Genomic DNA, 12,837 nt, shown 5'->3' with positions numbered 1-12,837 from the left:
CATGAGGACCAAGAACGGCACCACCACCGCCGCCGGCGGGGAACCCGGCGCAGCCGGCGAGCACCAGGGGTTCGACGAGATCACCATCCTGTGGATCTCGGAGGGCATGAGCTGCGACGGCGACACCGTCTCCGTGACGGCCGCCGACCAGCCGTCCATCGAGGACCTGGTGCTCGGCCTGATCCCGGGCGTCCCGAAGGTCAACCTGGTCAACAAGGTGCTCTCGCCGAGCCTGGGCGGCGAGGACTTCCTCGCCCCCTACCGGAAGGCGGCGCGGGGCGAGCTGGAGCCGTTCATCCTCGTCATCGAGGGCTCGATCCCGAACCAGAACATCATCGAGGGCGACGGCTACTGGACCTCCTTCGGCAACGACCCGGAGACCGGCCAGCCGCAGACCATCAACGACTGGATCGACCAACTGGCGCCCAAGGCCTGGGCGGTGGTGGCCGTCGGCACCTGCGCCACCTTCGGCGGCATCCACGCGATGGCCGGCAACCCGACCGGCTCCATGGGCCTCGCGGACTATCTGGGCTGGGAGTTCAAGTCCCAGGGCGGACTGCCCGTGGTGAACATCCCGGGCTGCCCGGTCCAGCCGGAGAACTTCATGGAGACCCTGGTCTGGGTGCTCTACCACGCCGCCGGCACCGCTCCGCCGCCCCCGCTGGACCACATGCTGCGCCCGCAGTGGCTGTTCGGCCGCACGGTGCACGAGGGCTGCGACCGCGCCGCCTACTACGAGCAGGCGACCTTCGCGACGGACTACAACTCGCCCAAGTGCCTGGTGAAGACCGGCTGCTGGGGTCCGGTGGTGAACTGCAACGTGCCCAAGCGGGGCTGGATGGCGGGCGTCGGCGGCTGTCCGAACGTCGGCGGCATCTGCATCGGCTGCACCATGCCCGGCTTCCCGGACGCGTTCATGCCGTTCATGGACGAGCCGCCCGGCGGCACCCTCTCCTCGCTGGCCATCAAGCCGTACGGGGCGGTCATCCGCCGGCTGCGCGGCTTCACCAACGAGCTGGTGAACCACGAGCCCCGGTGGCGCCACAACAAGCGCAAGCTCACCAGCGGTTACGCCCCGCGCTGGCGCCCCTGACGCGCCACGGCGGACCCCACCCCCACCGACCGACTCCCCCCACAGCAAAGGTCAGCGAGCGGATGACAACAGAGGCCCGGCAGAAAGGGCGCAAGCCCGAGCAGATCGTGGACATGTCCTGGGATCCGATCACCCGGATCATCGGAAACCTGGGCATCTACACGAAGATCGACTTCGCCAACCGGGAGGTGGTGGAGTGCCACAGCACCTCCTCCCTCTTCCGCGGCTACTCCGTCTTCATGAAGGGGAAGGACCCGCGCGACGCGGGCTTCATCACCTCGCGGATCTGCGGCATCTGCGGCGACAACCACACCACCTGCTCCGACTACGCCCAGCAGATGGCGTACGGCGTGAAGCCGCCGCCGCTGGCCGAGCACATCGTGAACCTCGGCGAGGCGGCCGAGTACATGTTCGACCACACGATCTTCCAGGACAACCTGGTCTTCGTGGACTTCTGCGAGCAGATGGTCAAGGCCACCAACCCGAGCGTCCTGGCCCGTGCGCAGAAGACCACCGCGCCCCGCGGTGACATCCACGGCTACCGGACGATCGCGGACATCATGAAGGCCTTCAACCCCTTCGAGGGCGAGGTCTACAAGGAGGCCCTGAAGGTCTCCCGGACCACCCGCGAGATGTTCTGCCTGATGGAGGGCCGCCATGTGCACCCCTCCACGCTCTATCCGGGCGGTGTCGGCACCATGCCGTCGCCGACCGCGTTCACCGACTACCTCAGCCGGCTGATGCACGTCATCGACTTCGTGAAGAAGGCCGTCGCCATGAACGACGACGTCTTCGACTTCTTCTACGAGGCGCTGCCCGGCTACGAGGAGGTCGGCAAGCGCCGTATCCTGCTCGGCTGCTGGGGCGCCTGGCAGAACCCGGACGTCGTCGACTACCGGTACGAGAACATGGAGCGCTGGGGCAAGGCGATGTACGTCACCCCGGGCATCGTGGTCGACGGCCAGCTGGTCACCAACAGCCTGGTCGACATCAACCTCGGCCTGCGGATCATGCTGGGCAGCTCGTTCTACGAGGACTGGGTCAACGAGGACCCGTTCGTCACCCACGACCCGCTCGGCAACCCCGTCGACATGCGGCACCCGTGGAACCAGACCACCCTCCCGGTGCCGCAGAAGCGGGACTTCGAGGGCAACTACAGCTGGGTGATGAGCCCGCGCTGGTTCGACCAGCGCACCGGCGACCATCTCGCCCTCGACACCGGCGGCGGCCCGCTGGCCCGGCTCTGGTCGACCGCGCTGAGCGGCATCGTCGACACGCCGTACATCAAGGCCACCGGCCACAGCGTCCGGATCTCCCTGCCCAAGGGCGAGTCCCTGCCGGAGACCACGCTGGAGTGGAAGATCCCGAAGTGGTCCAACACCCTCGAACGGGACCGCGCCCGGCCGTACTTCGTCGCCTACGCGGCCGCCATGGCCCTGCAGTTCCTGGACGAGGCGATGGGCCTGGTCCGGGCCGGCGACACCAAGGTGTTCCAGGACTTCGAGGTGCCGGACGAGGCGATCGGCTGCGGCTTCCACGAGGCCGTGCGCGGGGTCCTCTCCCACCACCTGGTGATCAAGGACAAGAAGATCGCCAACTACCACCCGTACCCGCCGACCCCGTGGAACGCCAGCCCCCGCGACAAGTTCGGCACCCCGGGCCCGTACGAGGACGCGGTCATGGGCCAGCCGATCTTCGAGGAGAACGGCCCGGACGACTTCAAGGGCGTCGACATCATGCGCACGGTCCGCAGCTTCGACCCCTGTCTGCCGTGCGGTGTCCACATGTACACGGGCAAGGGCAAGACGGTGTCCGTCACGCACTCGCCGACGTACGGAGCGAGTCATGGCTGACCCCGGGCGGCTCGACGGCCCGGCGGTCGAGGCCCGGCTGGCCCGCCTCGACACGCTCCTTGAGGGCCTGGAGACCGCCCAGGGCCCGGCCGGCCGCTCGGCCGTCGAGGCGATCCGGCTGCTGACCGAGGTCTACGGCGAGGCGCTCGCCCGTGTCCTCGACCGCGCCGACCCGCCCCTGGCCGAGCGGCTCGCCGACGACGAGCTCCTCGACCACCTCATGGTCCTGCACGACATCCATCCCGACTCCCCCGAGTGCCGGGCGGCCCGCGCGGTCGAGCGGCTGCGCCCCGCCGTGCGGGAGCGTGGCGGTGACGTCGAGTGGGCCGGGGTGGAGGGCGAGGTGGGCCGGGTGCGGCTGGCGACGGGCAGCGGTTGCGGCTCCGGGTGCGGCGGAGGTACCACGGAGGTGACCGACGCGGTCCGGGAGGCGGTGCTCGCCGCGGCTCCCGAGCTGGCCGACGTGCAGCCGGTGCCCCAGCCCCCGGCGCCCGCCTTCGTCCCCCTGGACTCCCTGCGCCGGCCACAGGAGGCCCGGTGACTGCGGACGGAGCCCTGGCCCGCCTCATCCGGTCCGCTGCCGACCACCGGCCGGCGGCGGAGACGGAGGTGTGCGACCTGTGTGCCGCTCCGGTGCCCGAGGGGCATTCGCATCTGTACGACACCGGGCAGGCCGAGGTCCGCTGCGCCTGTCGTCCCTGCTCGGTGCTGTTCGCCGAGACCCAGCAGGGTGAGGGCCGGCTCCGGCTGGTCCCCACCCGCCGGGTCCGCCTGCCGAAGGTCGACACGGCGGCCCTCGGGGTCCCGGTCGGCCTGGTCTTCTTCGTACCGCGCGCCGACGGCTCGGTCACCGCGGAGGGGCCGAGCCCGGCGGGTGCCATGCGCTGGGAGGTGGAGGCGGCGGCCTGGCAGCGGGCGGTCGCCGGCTGTCCGCCCCTGGCCACGATGACCCCCGATGTGGAGGCGTTGCTGGTCAACACCGTCCACGGCCAGGACCACCACTGGATCGCGCCGGTCGACGACTGCTTCCGCATGCTCGCCGTGATCCGCCGGGAATGGCGCGGTCTGTCCGGCGGCGGCCGGATGTGGCCGGCCGTGGAGCGTTTCTTCGAGGAGCTCACCGAGCGGTCCTGAGACCGGTCGGCCTCGGAGAACGGCAACACAGGAAGGAGAAACCCCATGGGCAGCATCAGAGTCGGCCGACCCCAGGCGAAGCCCGACACGCCGTCCCACGTGCCCGGCATACACGAGGGCAACGAGGGCCCGTACACCACCCAGAAGGGACACCACCGGGACGGCACCGCCGACGCGCGGCGCTCGACCGGTATCGACTGGAAGCGGCACGACACCCTGCTGGACGTCATGCCGAACATCCCGCCCGGATGACACAGAACAGGGAGTTCCGCAGATGATGACGGTCCGACGGACAAGAAAAGGCACGACGGCCCAGCGCGTGGTGACGGCCGAGATCGCCGTGGTGGGCGCACTGGTCCTGGCGCTGGTCGTCAGCCAGATGCCCAGCCTCGTGCGTGAGCTGAAGATCTGGCGCATCGCCGGTGGCCTGCGCCCGGGCAACCGGTATCCGTGAGCCGGGCGTGCACGAACTGTCGATCGCGACCGCGATCGTGGAGCAGGCGGACGACTGGGCCCGGGCGGACGGGGCGGACACCGTGTCGACGGTGTCCGTCCGGGTCGGCGAGCTGTCCGGGGTCGTCCCCGACGCCCTGAGCTTCGCCTTCGAGATGGCCCGCGACGGCACGGCCCTGGCGGACGCGCGGCTCGTGGTCGAGCAGGTGTCCGCCCAGGCCTGGTGCGGCCCGTGCGCCGAGGAGTTCGCGGTGGGCATGCCGCCGTTCTTCTGGTGCCCGCGCTGCGACCGGCCCTCCACCGAGCTGCGCAGCGGCCGGGAACTGGAGATCACCGCAGTGGAATGACCCCGCCGGTGCCCGGCTCGGCCCGGGGCACGGGCGGGGTCATCGCCCTGTCGTCAGCAGATACGGGGCAGCTGCTCCCCCAGCGGCAGGTCCACGACCCGGGTGCCGCCCAGGCCGGTCGCCACGACCACCATCCCGGGGTGCTCGGTCACGCACTCGCCGATCCGGGTCGCGCCCGCCCCCTGTGGATGGGCGCGCATCGCCTCCAGTACGGCATCGGCCTCCGTCGGCGGTACGAAGGCCACCAGGCGGCCCTCGTTGGCGACGTAGAGCGGGTCGAGCCCGAGAAAACCGCAGGCGTTCGCGACCGCGTCCGGCACCGGGACGGCCCGTTCGTTCAGCCGGACCCCGGTTCCCGAGGCGCGGGCGATCTCGTTCAGCGAGGCGGCCAGACCGCCCCGGGTCGGGTCGCGCAGGACGTGGATGTCGGGGGTGACGTCCAGCATGGTCGCCACCAGGTCGGCGAGGGACGCGGTGTCGCTGGCGATCTCGACGCCGAACTCCAGTCCCTCGCGCACGCTCAGTACGGCGACACCGTGCAGGCCGATCGGCCCGCTGACGATGACGGCGTCCCCGGGCCGGGCCCGCTGCGGCCGGATGTCGACCCGTTCGGGGACGAGGCCGACACCGGCGGTGGTGACGTACACCCCGTCCCCGTGTCCGGCCTCGACCACCTTGGTGTCGCCGGTGGCGATGGTGACTCCGGCCGTCTCGGCCGCCGCTCCCATGGCCCGGGCGATGCGCTCCACGACGGTCAGCTCCACGCCCTCCTCCAGGACGAAGGCCGCGGAGAGGTAGGCGGGCCGGGCGCCGCTCATCGCCAGGTCGTTGACCGTGCCGTTGACGGCGAGGTCGCCCAGGCAGCCGCCCGGGAAGAAGAGCGGCCGTACGACGTAGGAGTCGGTGGAGAGGGCCAGCCGGGCCCCGCCGAGGTGGAGGACCGCGGAGTCGGTCATCCCCGCGAGGAGGGCGTTGCCGTAGGCGGGGGCGAAGATCTGCTCGATGAGTTCGGCGGAGAGGGCGCCGCCGCCGCCGTGGCCCATCACCACGACCGGCTGGTCGCGGACCGGCGCCGGGCAGCTCCAGTTCGCGGGGTCGACGACTGTCTGTTCAGCCAACGGGGTTCATCTCCTCGCGCGGGAGCGCCGGTTCGGACATGCGGCGGTAGAGGTAGTAGGCGGCGCAGGCGCCCTCGCTGGAGACCATGGTGGCGCCGAGCGGGGTGCGCGGGGTGCAGGTGGTGCCGAAGGCCGCGCAGTCCGTGGGCTTGATGAGTCCCTGGAGCACCTCGCCGGCGCGGCATTCGGCCGGTTCCTCGGTGCGGATGCCGGTGACGTCGAAGCGGTGTTCGGCGTCGTACGCGCGGTAGGCCTCGCTCAGCCGCCAGCCGCTGGCGGGGATGCGGCCGATGCCGCGCCAGGAGCGGTCGGTGACCTCGAAGACCTCCTCGATCATGCGGATCGCGGCCGGGTTGCCGTCCTCGCGCACGGCACGGGCGTAGGCGTTCTCCACCCGGTGCTCGCCGCGCTCCAGCTGGCGGACGGTGCGGCGGATGCCCTCCAGGATGTCGAGCGGTTCGAAGCCGGTGACGACGACGGGGACCTTGTGGCGTTCGGCCAGCTCGGGGTACTCGGACATGCCCATCACGCTGCACACGTGCCCGGCGGCCAGGAAGCCCTGCACCCGGCAGGCGGGTGCGGTCATGATGGCCTCGATGGCCGGGGGGACCCGGACATGGGAGACCAGGAGGGTGAAGTTGGCCAGGCCCAGGCGTTTGGCCTGGTGGACGGCCATGGCGTTGGCGGGGGCGGTGGTCTCGAAGCCGATGGCGAAGAACACCACCTGGCGGTCGGGGTGGCGCTGGGCGAGCCTGAGCGCGTCGAGCGGTGAGTACACCACCCGCACGTCACCGCCCTCGCCCTTGACCCGGAACAGGTCCCGGTCGGTGCCGGGCACCCGCAGCATGTCGCCGAACGAGCAGAAGATCACGTCCGGGCGGGCGGCGATCTCCAGTGCCTTGTCGATGCACTCCAGGGGCGTCACACAGACCGGGCAGCCCGGGCCGTGGATCAACTCGACCTCTTCCGGGAGGAGTTGGTCGATGCCGTGCCGGATGATGGAGTGGGTCTGGCCGCCGCACACCTCCATCAGGGCCCAGGGCCGGGTGACGGTGGCCCGGATCTCGTCCAGCAGGCGGCGGGCCAGCTGCGGGTCGTTGAACTCGTCGAGGTACTTCACCGGGTCTCGCTCCCCTCGGCCTGCCGTGCCGCCTGCTGCCAGGCGTCGCCGAACTCCTCCTCCATAAGCCCGAGTTCCTCGAAGAGCTTGAGGGACGCCAGGGCCGACTCCTCGTCAAGCCGCTGCAGGGCGAAGCCCACATGGACGATGACGTACTCGCCCACCCGCACATCGGAGACGTACTCCAGACACGCCTGCTTCTGCACACCGCCGAAGTCGATCAGACCGGTGAGCGGGTCGGCGGTGTCGTCGATGCTCACGACTCTGCCGGGTACTGCCAGACACATGGGTCACTCCGTCTCGTCGCTGACTGTTTTCCGTCCGTCGTCGGGTCGTGTGCGGGCCACGGCCGGTTCGTGGGCCGCGACCATCAGCTGCCCGAGGGCCAACCCGCCGTCGTTCGGGGGGACTTCGCCGTGCGTGAGGACCCTGAATCCGTCGCCGTGCAGCAGGTCGGCGCTCGTGCTCTCCAGCAGGGCGTTGGCGAAGACGCCCCCGGTGAGGGCGACGGTGGTCAGGCCGGTGGCCCGGCGTGCCTCTCGGCAGAGGTGCCGGACGGCTTGGGCGACACCGCGGTGGAAGCGGGCCGCGATGAGCGGGGCCGGGGTGCCGCGCCGCAGGTCGGTGACGATCGCGTGCAGGGCGGGGGCCGGGTCGAAGCGGTCGCCGAAGGGGTAGGCGGCCGTGTCCTGGTCCCAGGCCAGGCAGGCCTGTGCCTCCAGCTCCAGGGCCGCCTGGGCCTCGTACCCGGCGCGGTGGCAGACCCCGGCGAGGGACGACACGGCGTCGAAGAGACGGCCCATGCTGGAGGTGGCCACACAGCCGACCTGGCTGGGCAACTGCCGTGCCAGCAGCCTGAGTTCCTCACGGGTGGAGGCGGCGACGCTGGGCAGGTCCGCGTCCCACGGCAGTCCGGCCGCCCAGAGCCGGGCCAGCGCCGTCCGGCACGGGTTGGCGACGCCCGCGTCCGCGCCGGGGAGGGGGGCCGGGGCGAGATGGGCGAGGCGCCGGTAGCCGGTGTAGTCGGCGACGAGCACCTCGCCGCCCCAGACGGTGCCGTCGTCGCCGTAGCCGGTGCCGTCGAAGGCGACGCCGATGACGGGCGTGGTGCCGTCGAGGCCGGCCTCCGCCATGGCGGAGGCGATGTGGGCGTGGTGGTGCTGGACGAACACGGTCCTCTGCAGGCGGAGTTGGGCGGCGCGGCGGCGGGCCCGGGCGGCCGAGTGGTAGCCCGGGTGGCGGTCGGCCGCGATGAGTTCGGGCCGGACACCGGTCAGCCGGTGCAGATGGTGTTCGGCCCGGGTGGCGGCCTCCAGGGTGGCCAGGTCTCCCATGTCGCCGATGTGCGGCCCGAACCAGGCCAGGTCGCCCTCGCCGACGCACAGCGCGTTCTTGAGGTCGCCGCCGACCGCGAGTGAGGGCCGTACCGGTACCGGCAGCCGCAGCGGGCGCGGGACATAGCCTCGGGAGCGGCGGAGCACCTGCTCGGTGCCGTCGGCGCGCACCCGCAGCAGGGAGTCGTCGCAGGGCGAGGCGATGGGCCGGTCGTGGGCGAGCCAGGCGTCGGCCAGTCCGAACAGCCGGGTCAGCGCCTCGTCGTCGTCCGTGACGATCGGTTCGCCGGAGCGGTTGCCGCTGGTCATGACCAGGACGCGGGGCCCGGGCGGATCACCGGGGAGGCCGAAGAGCAGAGCGTGGACGGGGGTGTAGGGCAGCATCACGCCCAGGTGCGGGCTGCCCGGGCAGACGCCGGGTGCCAGCCGGACCCCGTGACGGGGGCGGAGGAGGACGATCGGACGCCGGGGGCTGCTGAGCGCGGCCCGCTCGGCCGTCCCCACGACGGCGATCCGCTCCGCCTCGTCGAGGTCCGCGCACATCACCGCAAGGGGCTTGTCGCCGCGCGCCTTTCGGGTGCGCAGGGTGTCGACGGCTCGGGCGTTGGCGGCGTCGCAGGCCAGGTGGTAGCCGCCGACGCCCTTCACGGCGACGATCCGCCCGGCGGCGAGCAGTTCTCGCGCCCGTGAGAGGGCGTCACCATCGCGAGCGGCCCTCACTCCGCTGCCGGCGGCGGGCACCAGCCGCAGCCGGGGCCCGCAGTCGGGGCAGGCGACGGGCTGGGCGTGGAAGCGGCGGTCGGCCGGAGCGCCGTACTCCCGGGCGCAGGTGGGACACAGGGGGAAGCCGGCCATGGTGGTGACCGCGCGGTCGTACGGCATCCCGGTGGCGATGGTGAAGCGGGGCCCGCAGTGGGTGCAGGTGATGAAGGGGTGCCGATGCCGGCGGTCGGCCGGATCGGCCAGCTCGCGCAGGCAGTCGGCGCAGGTCGCGGTGTCGGGCGGGAGGAACGTGCGGCCCGGGGCCGCCTGCTCGGAGGCGCGGATCGTGAAACCGGAGTCCAGCCCGGTGACGGGCACCTCCTCGACGGCCACGGCGGTCACGGCGGCCAGCGGCGGCGGCTCGTCGGCGAGCCGCTCGCGGAACCGCTCGACCTCGGCCGCCGCGCCCTCCACCTCGATGACCACTCCGTTCGCGGTGTTGCCGACGAATCCGGCCAGCGCGAGATCGGCGGCCAGCCGGTGGACGTACGGGCGGAAGCCCACGCCCTGTACGGTCCCGCGCACGGTGATACGGCGGCGGACGGCTGACGCCGTGGTGGGAGCGGCGGTCACGAGGCGGTCGGGGCGTGGACGTGACCGTGCGGATGCGGGGCGAGGGGCGGCCGGTGCACGGGGGCGCCGTCCCGTGCGGCGAGCACCCGGTCGAGGATCGTGTCGACGCCGTCGCCGGTGCGGGCGCAGGAACGCACGATCTCCACCCCGGGGTTGACCCGCCGTACGTGGTCGGCGAAGTCGGTCTCGTCGAAGCCGGCCGGTCCGGCGAGGTCGGTCTTGGTGAGCACCACCAGGTGTGCGGAGCCGAAGGCCGTCGGGTACTTCGAGGGCTTGTCCTCGCCCTCCGTCACCGCCATCAGCACGATCCGCAGGTGTTCGCCGAGGTCGTAGGAGGCCGGGCAGACCAGGTTGCCGACGTTCTCGACGAACAGCAGCGCGGTGTCCGCCGGGAGCCAGCCCTCCAGATGGCCGCGGACCTGCCGGGCCTCCAGGTGGCACAGCCCGTCGGTCAGCAGCTGTTTCACCGGCGCTCCGGAACGGGCCAGGCGCCGGGCGTCGTTCTCGGTCGCGAGGTCGGCGGTGAAGGCGGCGACGGGCACGTCCCGTTCCCGGGCCCGGGCCAGCACCCGGCCGAGCAGTTCGGTCTTGCCGCTGCCGGGACTGGAGAGCAGGTTCACCACGCTCACCCCGCGCGCGGCCAGGTCGTCGCGCAGGCTCGCGGCCAAGCCGTCGTTCCTGGCCAGGACGGCCCGGGTGACCTCCTCCGACTGACACATGGGTGCTCCTCGATCGCCGTACCGGGAAGGACCTTCGGAGCGGGCGGATCCCGGTCCTGGTCCGCTAGCGATCCTCCGCGCCGGTGGCGGCGGTGTGCGGGAGCACGGCCGCGGCGGGGCCCGCGGATTCCTCCGGGCGGGCCAACGAAGGCGTGACCAGGGGATCCGCCAGCAGCGCCGGGACCAGGGCGTGCAGGGCCGCGACGGCCCGCCCGACCGCGTCCCGGACGGGTCCGCTCAGGCCGGGGGCGATGTCCTCGTCGCCGCGCGGCAGCTCCCCCGGCTCGCAGCCGAGCACGAGGACGCGGGGCAGCGGTTCGTCGCCGAGGTGGCCGGCCAGGGCCAGCACCTTCGCCGGGTCCATGCCGTGGGCCTCGGGCGGGGCCGCCGGGCGGCCTTCGGGGCGTTCGGGCTCGATCAGGGACAGGGTGCCGGGGCGTTCGCCCCGGGCGGCCGCGTCCACGAGTACGGCGACCGTCCAGCCGTCGAGCAGTTCGTAGGCGAGGTCCATGCCCCGGATGCCGAAGTCCCGCACCCGTACCCCGGGCGGCAGCGGGCGCTGCTCCAGGGCGCGGATCACCTCGGGGCCGAAGGCGTCGTCGCCGAGGAAGATGTTGCCGACGCCCGCCACCAGCAGCCGTGTCTCCAGCAGCCGCGTCACCGGGCACCCCCCGGGACCTTGCGGACGAAGTCCGAGCGCAGCGCGTGGTAGGCGGCGCCGGGGTCGAAGAACAGGGCGTGCATCCGGGCGAGTTCGTCCCCGCGGTACTCGGCGAGCGGCCGTTCCGCCTCGTCGGCCCGGCGCGCCGCGGCCTTGGCGGCGATCCGGCGGTCGAGGTCCGGGGCGCCGGCCAGCGCGACCGCGAGCTGTTCGACCTCGGCGGTGAAACGCTGTGCGGGGACCGGTACCAGCCGGTCGACGAGCCCGATCCGGGCGGCCGATGCGGCGCTCACCGGCTGTGCCTCCTCGGTCAGCCGCCGCGCGGTCCCGGCTCCGGCGCGGCGGGGCAGCGTGTACGTCCAGAACTCCGAGCCGTACAGGCCCATCCGCCGGTAGTGCGGGTTGAGGACGGCGCCGGCGCGGCACCAGACCTCGTCGGCGGCGAGGGCGAGCATGGCGCCGCCGGCCGCCGCGTTGCCGCCGAGCGCGGCCACGACCAGCCGGTCGGTGGTCCGCAGCACGGCCTCGACCAGGTCGTCCATCGCGTTGAGGTTGTCCCAGGACTCCTCGGCGGGGTCCTGGGCGGCCTCGATGACGTTCAGGTGGATGCCGTTGGAGAAGAAGTCGCGCCGGCCGCCGAGCACGAGGACGCGGGTGGGGCGGGCGAGGGCGTACTCGTACGCGGCGAGAAGGCGCCGGCAGTGGCCGGTGCTCATCGCCCCGCCGGGGAAGGAGAAGCTCACGAAACCGACGTCACCCTGCCGTCGGTAGCGGATGTCGGTCCAGGTGCGACGGTCCGGGGGCAGTTCGAGCGGGGCGGGGCTCTCGGCGAGGTCCGGGGTGGCGAGGATGTCGGCCGCGGGGCGGCGGAACGGGGCGGGGTCGCCGGAGTTCCTGCGGGGGCGCAGCTCGGGGATCCACACGGCGCCGTCCCGGGTGGCCCGGCAGACCGCGCCCGCCCGGGTCGCGAGCAGCTCGCCGGGCTCGCCGGTCAGCCGGTCCTCGGGATGGCCTCCGTGCAGGAACACCTCCCGGCCGAGGAGTTCGTCCAGCACGCCCGGCTGCGAGTCGGCGCCGCGCAGCTTGCGCAGCACCGTCCCGGTGTCGTCGGCCGCCCAGTCGATCCGCCGCCGCTGCCGGCGGAAGACGTCACGCCAGACGACCCTGCCGCGGATCTCGGGATCGCTCTGCGGCCGCGGCTTGTACGAGCCCTCCGCGTACCGTCGTACGGCCTTGTGGACGGCGGTGAGGGCGGCGTCGGCGGCCTCGTTGCGGTAGAGGTCGCTCTTGCCGACCGGTTCCACCGGGAACGGCTCGCTCGCCCAGACGGGGCCCGCGTCCATGGCCGCCTCGGCCTGGAGCACGGTCACCCCCCAGTGGGGTGCCTGTTCGGCGATGGCCCAGTCGAGGGAGGAGGGGCCGCGGTCGCCGAGCGGTCCCGGGTGCACGATCAGGCAGGTGTGCTCCCGCCAGACGTCCTCGGGGAGTGCCGTCTTCAGCATGGGGGCGATGACCAGCTCCGGCCGCCGGTCCCGTACGGCGGAACGGACGGCGTCCGGGCCGTGCCCGGCGAGGACGACGTCCACCCGGTGGCCGAGGTCGGACAGTTCGGCGTACACCCGCTGCGACAGGCTGTTGAACGCACTTGCGACGAGCAGAATGTCCATGGT

Annotated in this window: 14 protein-coding genes; 7 read left to right on the top strand and 7 right to left on the bottom strand. The window is 72.6% G+C overall.

Features of this window, described 5'->3' with window-relative positions; all coding sequences use genetic code 11:
• Position 1 precedes the first annotated feature (1 nt).
• The 7 genes from AB0D85_RS16080 (at position 2) to hypA (ending at position 4,880) form a co-directional block, all read left to right on the top strand.
• Positions 2–1,093 carry a hydrogenase expression protein HypE gene (locus AB0D85_RS16080; protein WP_362319739.1) on the top strand — a complete coding sequence of 364 codons (1,092 nt, stop codon included), beginning with the start codon at positions 2–4 and terminating at the stop codon, positions 1,091–1,093.
• Between the two features lie 62 nt (positions 1,094–1,155).
• Positions 1,156–2,946 (top strand): nickel-dependent hydrogenase large subunit, encoded by a 1,791-nt coding sequence (locus AB0D85_RS16075; protein ID WP_362319736.1) that lies wholly within the window; start codon positions 1,156–1,158, stop codon positions 2,944–2,946.
• Positions 2,939–3,487, top strand: coding sequence for a NifU family protein (locus AB0D85_RS16070; protein WP_362319733.1), 549 nt, complete (start codon positions 2,939–2,941; stop codon positions 3,485–3,487). Before AB0D85_RS16075 ends, AB0D85_RS16070 begins: the two co-directional genes overlap by 8 nt.
• Positions 3,484–4,080, top strand: coding sequence for a DUF5947 family protein (locus AB0D85_RS16065; RefSeq protein ID WP_362319731.1), 597 nt, complete (start codon positions 3,484–3,486; stop codon positions 4,078–4,080). Before AB0D85_RS16070 ends, AB0D85_RS16065 begins: the two co-directional genes overlap by 4 nt.
• Positions 4,081–4,125: 45 nt before the next feature.
• Positions 4,126–4,332 (top strand): hypothetical protein, encoded by a 207-nt coding sequence (locus tag AB0D85_RS16060; RefSeq protein WP_362319728.1) that lies wholly within the window; start codon positions 4,126–4,128, stop codon positions 4,330–4,332.
• A gap of 22 nt (positions 4,333–4,354) precedes the next feature.
• Complete coding sequence (locus AB0D85_RS16055) at positions 4,355–4,534, top strand: hypothetical protein (protein ID WP_362319725.1); 180 nt, start codon at positions 4,355–4,357, stop codon at positions 4,532–4,534.
• A 7-nt stretch (positions 4,535–4,541) separates the two neighbouring features.
• Entirely contained in the window at positions 4,542–4,880 is a 339-nt protein-coding gene (gene hypA, locus AB0D85_RS16050) for a hydrogenase maturation nickel metallochaperone HypA (RefSeq protein WP_362319722.1), read from the top strand.
• Between the two features lie 53 nt (positions 4,881–4,933).
• Here the strand turns inward: hypA and hypE are convergent, their stop codons facing one another.
• The 7 genes from hypE to AB0D85_RS16015 form a co-directional block, all read right to left on the bottom strand.
• A complete protein-coding gene (gene hypE, locus AB0D85_RS16045; RefSeq protein WP_362320363.1) occupies positions 4,934–5,923 on the bottom strand; it encodes a hydrogenase expression/formation protein HypE in 990 nt (329 codons plus the stop codon).
• 67 nt (positions 5,924–5,990) lie between these two features.
• Positions 5,991–7,118, bottom strand: a complete 1,128-nt coding sequence (gene hypD, locus AB0D85_RS16040) for a hydrogenase formation protein HypD (RefSeq protein WP_362319719.1) — start codon at positions 7,116–7,118, stop codon at positions 5,991–5,993.
• Positions 7,115–7,405 (bottom strand): HypC/HybG/HupF family hydrogenase formation chaperone, encoded by a 291-nt coding sequence (locus AB0D85_RS16035; protein WP_362319716.1) that lies wholly within the window; start codon positions 7,403–7,405, stop codon positions 7,115–7,117. The genes hypD and AB0D85_RS16035 overlap by 4 nt, the downstream gene beginning before the upstream one ends.
• Positions 7,406–7,408: 3 nt before the next feature.
• Entirely contained in the window at positions 7,409–9,787 is a 2,379-nt protein-coding gene (gene hypF / locus AB0D85_RS16030; RefSeq protein WP_362319713.1) for a carbamoyltransferase HypF, read from the bottom strand.
• Complete coding sequence (hypB, locus tag AB0D85_RS16025; RefSeq protein WP_362319708.1) at positions 9,784–10,506, bottom strand: hydrogenase nickel incorporation protein HypB; 723 nt, start codon at positions 10,504–10,506, stop codon at positions 9,784–9,786. The genes hypF and hypB overlap by 4 nt, the downstream gene beginning before the upstream one ends.
• A gap of 64 nt (positions 10,507–10,570) precedes the next feature.
• Positions 10,571–11,167 (bottom strand): hydrogenase maturation protease, encoded by a 597-nt coding sequence (locus tag AB0D85_RS16020; RefSeq protein ID WP_362319705.1) that lies wholly within the window; start codon positions 11,165–11,167, stop codon positions 10,571–10,573.
• On the bottom strand, positions 11,164–12,834 hold the full coding sequence (locus AB0D85_RS16015) for a hydrogenase maturation protein (RefSeq protein WP_362319703.1): 1,671 nt from the start codon (positions 12,832–12,834) through the stop codon (positions 11,164–11,166). The genes AB0D85_RS16020 and AB0D85_RS16015 overlap by 4 nt, the downstream gene beginning before the upstream one ends.
• Positions 12,835–12,837 lie beyond the last annotated feature (3 nt).

Origin of the sequence: Streptomyces sp. NPDC048277 (assembly GCF_040652235.1) — a bacterium.
Classification (GTDB): domain Bacteria; phylum Actinomycetota; class Actinomycetes; order Streptomycetales; family Streptomycetaceae; genus Streptomyces.
The sequence above is the reverse complement of the archived record's forward strand: the minus strand, read 5'-3'. Positions and strand labels throughout refer to the sequence as shown.